General features: G+C 72.8%; 5 protein-coding genes and 1 pseudogene. All 6 read right to left on the reverse strand.

The window, feature by feature from the left end:
- The coding region (locus SSOG_RS21020) for a DUF3151 family protein (protein WP_039938234.1) at positions 1-232 on the reverse strand (232 nt) is incomplete at its 3' end.
- Between the two features lie 79 nt (positions 233-311).
- Positions 312-1895, reverse strand: a complete 1584-nt coding sequence (locus SSOG_RS21025; protein WP_009716251.1) for a DHA2 family efflux MFS transporter permease subunit — start codon at positions 1893-1895, stop codon at positions 312-314.
- A gap of 120 nt (positions 1896-2015) precedes the next feature.
- Positions 2016-3038: a class II fructose-bisphosphate aldolase gene (fbaA, locus tag SSOG_RS21030; protein WP_009716252.1), complete on the reverse strand. Its 1023-nt coding sequence runs from the start codon at positions 3036-3038 to the stop codon at positions 2016-2018.
- 204 nt (positions 3039-3242) lie between these two features.
- Complete coding sequence (gene pyrE, locus SSOG_RS21035; RefSeq protein WP_009716253.1) at positions 3243-3788, reverse strand: orotate phosphoribosyltransferase; 546 nt, start codon at positions 3786-3788, stop codon at positions 3243-3245.
- Positions 3789-3835: 47 nt separating this feature from the next.
- Positions 3836-4648, reverse strand: coding sequence for an aldose epimerase family protein (locus SSOG_RS21040; RefSeq protein WP_009716254.1), 813 nt, complete (start codon positions 4646-4648; stop codon positions 3836-3838).
- A gap of 84 nt (positions 4649-4732) precedes the next feature.
- Positions 4733-5126: pseudogene (locus SSOG_RS56155) on the reverse strand (carbon monoxide dehydrogenase subunit G); the annotation flags it as partial.

The raw sequence follows: 5126 nt of genomic DNA on the forward strand, positions 1-5126 counted from the left end.
GCAGCGCGTCCAGCCCTCGGTGGTAGCCGGTGCGGGCGTACGCGTACGACTCGACCACCCGGCCGTTCTCGAACGCCTCGTCCGCGAGCTGGGCCCAGGCGAGCGAGGACGCCGGGTACTTCGCGGCGACCTCGGAGGGAGCCGCGCCGGACGCGAGCAGTTCCCGGGGCTCGGGGTCGTCGGGCAGATGGGTCGGGGGCGGTCCCCCGAGCAGGTTCTCGTGAATGGCCATGGGTTCCAGTCTGCCGGACCACCCGCCCCGCCCGCCGCCCCACACCCGGCTCCGGCCGCCCGCGCGGAGCCGTGGCAGGTCAGGCGGCTGGACCGTCGGGGCGGCCGGGACCAGAGGTGCGGCGGGGGCGCTCGCCCGGGTCCAGGGGCGGGGCGCCCACCCCGCAGTGGTACGCGCACTCGGGACGGCAGGGGCGCTCATCCGCCGCCCGCGCCCCCTCCTCCCCGGGCTCCCCGGGCTCCGCGCCCCCGGCCCGCTCCAGCGCGTCCGCCCGTACCGCTCGCCAGGCGATGAGCGCGCCCACCACCAGCACGGCCGCGCAGATCGGCATCGCCCGCCGGAAGGACTCCGAGAACCGGTCCGCCGACCGGTACGCCTCCGAGCCCATGCCCGCCAGCAGCGGCAGCGCGGCCACCGCGACCAGGCCCGCCGCCCGCGCCGCCGCGTTGTTGATGCCGCTGGCCAGGCCCGCCCGGCCGACGTCCACCGAGGCCAGGACGGTAGCGGTGAGCGGGGCGACGAGCACCACCATGCCCAGCCCCATCACCACCAGAGCGGGCAGTACGTCCCGCCAGTAGACGGCCCCCACCCCGGCCCGGGTCATCAGCAGCATTCCGGCCGCGCACAGCAGCGGGCCCACGGTCAGCGGGATCCGCGGGCCGATGCGCTTGCCCAGCTCACCGGAGCGGGCCGACAGCAGCAGCATCAGCAGGGTCGTCGGCATCAGCGCGGTCCCGGCGGCCAGCGCGGAGTAGCCGACGACCACCTGGAGGTTCAGCACGACCAGGAAGAAGAAGCCGCCGAAGGCCGCGTACACGCACAGCGTCACCGCGTTCACGGCGGTGAACTGGCGCGACGAGAACAGGGAGAGCGGCAGCATCGGCTCGGGGCGGACCCGCTCCGCGTACACGAACGCCACCCCCGCCAGCAGCCCGGCCACGGCGGGCAGCACCACGGAGAGCGACGCGCCCCGCTGCGGCGCGGCGATCAGCGCGTACGTCACCAGGCCGAGCGCGAGCGCGCCGAGCACCGCGCCCAGGACGTCGAACCGGCCGTGCGCCCGCGGATCCCGGGACTCCGGTACGTGCCGCAGCGCGACCGGTACGCACACCGCCGCCAGCGGCACATTGAGGAAGAACACCCAGCGCCAGCCCGGACCGTCCACCAGCCAGCCCCCGAGGAACGGCCCGATCGCCGCCCCCACCCCGCCGAACCCGGACCACAGCCCCACCGCCCGGGCCCGGTCGTCGGGGTGGATGACCGACTGAATGAGCGCCAGCGAGCCGGGGGTGAGCAGCGCCCCGCCGATGCCCTGGAGCGCGCGGGCGGCGATGAGCATCCCGGCGTTCGGCGCCATCCCGCACAGCAGGGACGCCAGCGCGAACCACACGACGCCGATGACGAACACCCGCCGCCGCCCGAAGCGGTCGCCGAGCGCCCCGCCGAGGAGGATGAGCCCGGCGAGGGTGAGCAGATAGGCGTTGACGGTCCACTGGAGGACCGCGAGATCGGCGCCGAGGTCGAGGCCGATACGGGGCAGGGCCACATTGACGACGGTGCTGTCGAGGAGCGCCATCGCGGAGCCCAGCACGGTGGTGAGCACGACCCACCGCCCGGAGGCACTGGAGAGCCGCACCGCGGTGGCGGGTGCGTTATCGCCCATACCTGGATCATCCCCGGGTCGCCCGCGAGGGGCCAGCCCACGGAGACGATCCGGAAAAGGCGCGAGCCCGGGACCCGCCAACGACGGCGGGACCCCGGGCCCGGAACGGAACGGCGCCGGTTACTTCAGCTTGGTGCCGGTGGAGCGCAGGTTCGCGCAGGCCTGGGTGACCCGCTCGGCCATGCTCTTCTCGGCCACCTTGCCCCAGCTGCGCGGGTCGTAGGTCTTCTTGTTGCCGACCTCGCCGTCGACCTTCAGCACACCGTCGTAGTTGCGGAACATGTGGTCCGCGATCGGCCGGGTGAAGGCGTACTGGGTGTCGGTGTCGAGGTTCATCTTCACCACGCCGTTCTCCAGCGCCGTGAGGATCTCCTGCTCCGAGGAGCCGGAGCCGCCGTGGAAGACGAAGTCGAACGGGTCGGTCTTGCCGGCCTTCGCGGCGATGCCGTCCTGGAGCTGGCGCAGCAGCTCCGGGCGCAGCACGACGTTGCCCGGCTTGTAGACGCCGTGGACGTTGCCGAAGGAGGCGGCCAGCAGGTAGCGGCCCTTCTCGCCCAGGCCCAGCGCCTCGGCCGTGCGCTCGACGTCCGCGACGGTGGTGTACAGCTCGTCGTTGATCTCGTGCGAGACGCCGTCCTCCTCGCCGCCGGTCGGGGTGATCTCGACCTCGAGGATGATCTTGGCCTTGACCGCCTCGGCCAGCAGCTCCTGCGCGATGCGCAGGTTGTCGTCCAGCGTCTCGGCGGAGCCGTCCCACATGTGGGACTGGAACAGCGGGTTCTGGCCGCTCGCGACGCGCTCCTGGGAGACGGCGAGCAGCGGACGCACATAGCCGTCCAGCTTGTCCTTCGGGCAGTGGTCGGTGTGCAGCGCGATGTTCACCGGGTACTTCTTGGCGACGACGTGCGCGAACTCGGCGAGCGCGACCGCGCCGGACACCATGTCCTTGTCGTACTGGCCACCCAGGAACTCGGCACCACCGGTGGAGATCTGGACGATGCCGTCGCTTTCCGCCTCGGCGAAGCCCCGCAGCGCGGCGTGCAGCGTCTGCGTCGAGGTCACGTTGATCGCCGGGTAGGCGAACTTGCCTGCCTTCGCCCGGTCGAGCATCTCGTTGTAGATCTCAGGGGATGCGATGGGCATCTGTCCGCTCCTTGTGATGTGCGGGTGAGGTTCTTGGGCCCTGACCTAGGGAGAGTCCTGCGGCGACGTCATCGTCGTGGCCATCTTCCCAGACTCCTCCGATTGCTCCACACGGCGCACGCGGGGACCACACGGACGGGGGGTCGGTGGTTTCACGTGAAACCACCCACGCGATCACCCCAGGTCAGCTCGGGTCGGGTCGGGTCAGCTCAGGCCGAGGTCGGCGAGCGAGTACGCCGGTACGTAACGCAGCCCGGCGTCCGCGATCGCGGGCGCGGCGCCGCGCTCGACGATCGTGGCGACCGCGACGACCTCGGCACCCGCCTCACGCGCCGCCTCGACGGCGGTCAGCGGCGAGCCGCCGGTGGTGGAGGTGTCCTCGACCACCAGGACCCGCCGGCCCGTGATGTCCGGGCCCTCGATCCGCCGCTGGAGACCGTGGGTCTTCTGCGCCTTGCGGACGACGAAGGCGTCGAGCCTGCGGCCCCGCGCGGCCGCCGCGTGCAGCATGGACGTGGCCACCGGGTCGGCGCCCAGGGTCAGGCCGCCCACCGCGTCGAAGTCGAGGTCGGCCGTGGCGTCGAGCATGACCTGCCCGACCAGGGGCGCGGCCTCGGCGTCCAGGGTGATCCGGCGCAGGTCGATGTAGTAATCGGCCTCCTTGCCGGAGGAGAGGGTCACCTTGCCGTGGACCACGGCCTTGTCCTTGATCTGCTGTAGCAGGGCGTCACGCGCTTCGCTCATGCGCATGAGCTTAGGCGGTGTCCGCACCCGCCCCCACGGGCCCCCACGAGCGCCTACGTCAGGTCGCGCCAGCTCCACGTCATGGAGATCTCCAGCGGATCGATGGGCGTGACCAGGCGGGGAAGGGTGTTCAGACCGTTCGGCGGCCCGGACTGCGGCTCGACGCACACCGCCTCCGCCTGCTCGTCGTAGACCACGACCCATGCGCTGCGGCTGGTGACCTTGAGTTCGAGCCGCTCCGGCCACGTCAGCGTGACATCCACGCCGTCCGGCATGCCGAAGCAGTCGTCCCACGGGCCGGGGCGCGGCGGGACGCGGTGGCCGGTGGGGAGGTGGTTCTCGCCGCGCTCCTCCTGCCATTCCGCGGCGAAGGACAGCTCGACGTCGGCGCCGCCCTCGCCCAGGTCGCGCAGGAACCACGGATGCCACCCGGCCTGCGCCGGGAAGGAGTCGCCCTCCGTCTCCACGCTCATGGTGACGGTCAGCGCGTCCGCGGTCAGGTCGAAGCTCTGGGTGACCCGGCCCTCGTACGGCCAGGGGTCGGCGAGGTCGTAGGTGAAGGCCGCGCTGTCCGGCCCGGTGCGGACCGTGCGCCAGGCGACGTCCCGGCCGGTGCCGTGGATCGCGTGCGGCGGGGAGTTGACGGGCAGCTGATGGCTCCGGCCGCCGTCGCGGAACCGTCCCAGCTCGACCCGGCCGCACCAGGGCACCATCGGGAAGGACCCGTACCGCGGGCCCTGCCGCAGCAGCTCCGTGCCACCGATGCGCAGCGAGCCGATGCGGCAGCCGTTGTCGGGCGAAACGGTCAGCTCGGCGTCCCCGGCGGTCAGCCGGACGCCCTTGGTCTCCGTAGTCTCTTCGGTCACGCCACGACCCTATGCGCAGCCGCTCGGCGGCGGCGAGGAATCACCAGCTCACCAGCTCACCAGCGGCTCACAGGCGGCGACCGCTCACCGGCGGCGGCGCAGGACGCGCCGTCCGACCACGACGGCCGACGCGATCACCACGGCCGCGGCGGGCGCCGCCCAGCGCAGCGCGGCACCGGTGGACCCGGCCTCGGGCGCCGGTACGGGGGCGTAGCGGCCGCGGGGCGGGGCGTGGTCGACCTCCTCGGTCGAGCGGCCGATCATGGTGCGGCGGGCGTGGGCGGCCTCGGCCGGGGGCTCGTCGTCGTCGAGTCCGCCCAGTTCGGCGAGGGCGCCGACGTCCTCCACACCCTGGTCGACGTCGTCGAGGTCGCCGATGTCGTCCACGTCGACGTCCTCGGCCTCCTCGGCGGCCTCGGGCCGAGCGGCGTCCTCGGCGCGCAGCGGCAGGTTTTTCTGGCGTTTTTTTTTTTTTTTT

This window comes from Streptomyces himastatinicus ATCC 53653, assembly GCF_000158915.1.
In the GTDB taxonomy this organism is placed as follows: Bacteria; Actinomycetota; Actinomycetes; order Streptomycetales; family Streptomycetaceae; genus Streptomyces; species Streptomyces himastatinicus.

Bases quoted from the DNA above. Each gene is read 5' to 3' on its own strand.
- SSOG_RS21025 (WP_009716251.1), bottom strand. From the start codon at position 1,895: ATGGGCGATAACGCACCCGCCACCGCGGTGCGGCTCTCCAGTGCCTCC.
- fbaA (WP_009716252.1), bottom strand. From the start codon at position 3,038: ATGCCCATCGCATCCCCTGAGATCTACAACGAGATGCTCGACCGGGCG.
- pyrE (WP_009716253.1), bottom strand. From the start codon at position 3,788: ATGCGCATGAGCGAAGCGCGTGACGCCCTGCTACAGCAGATCAAGGAC.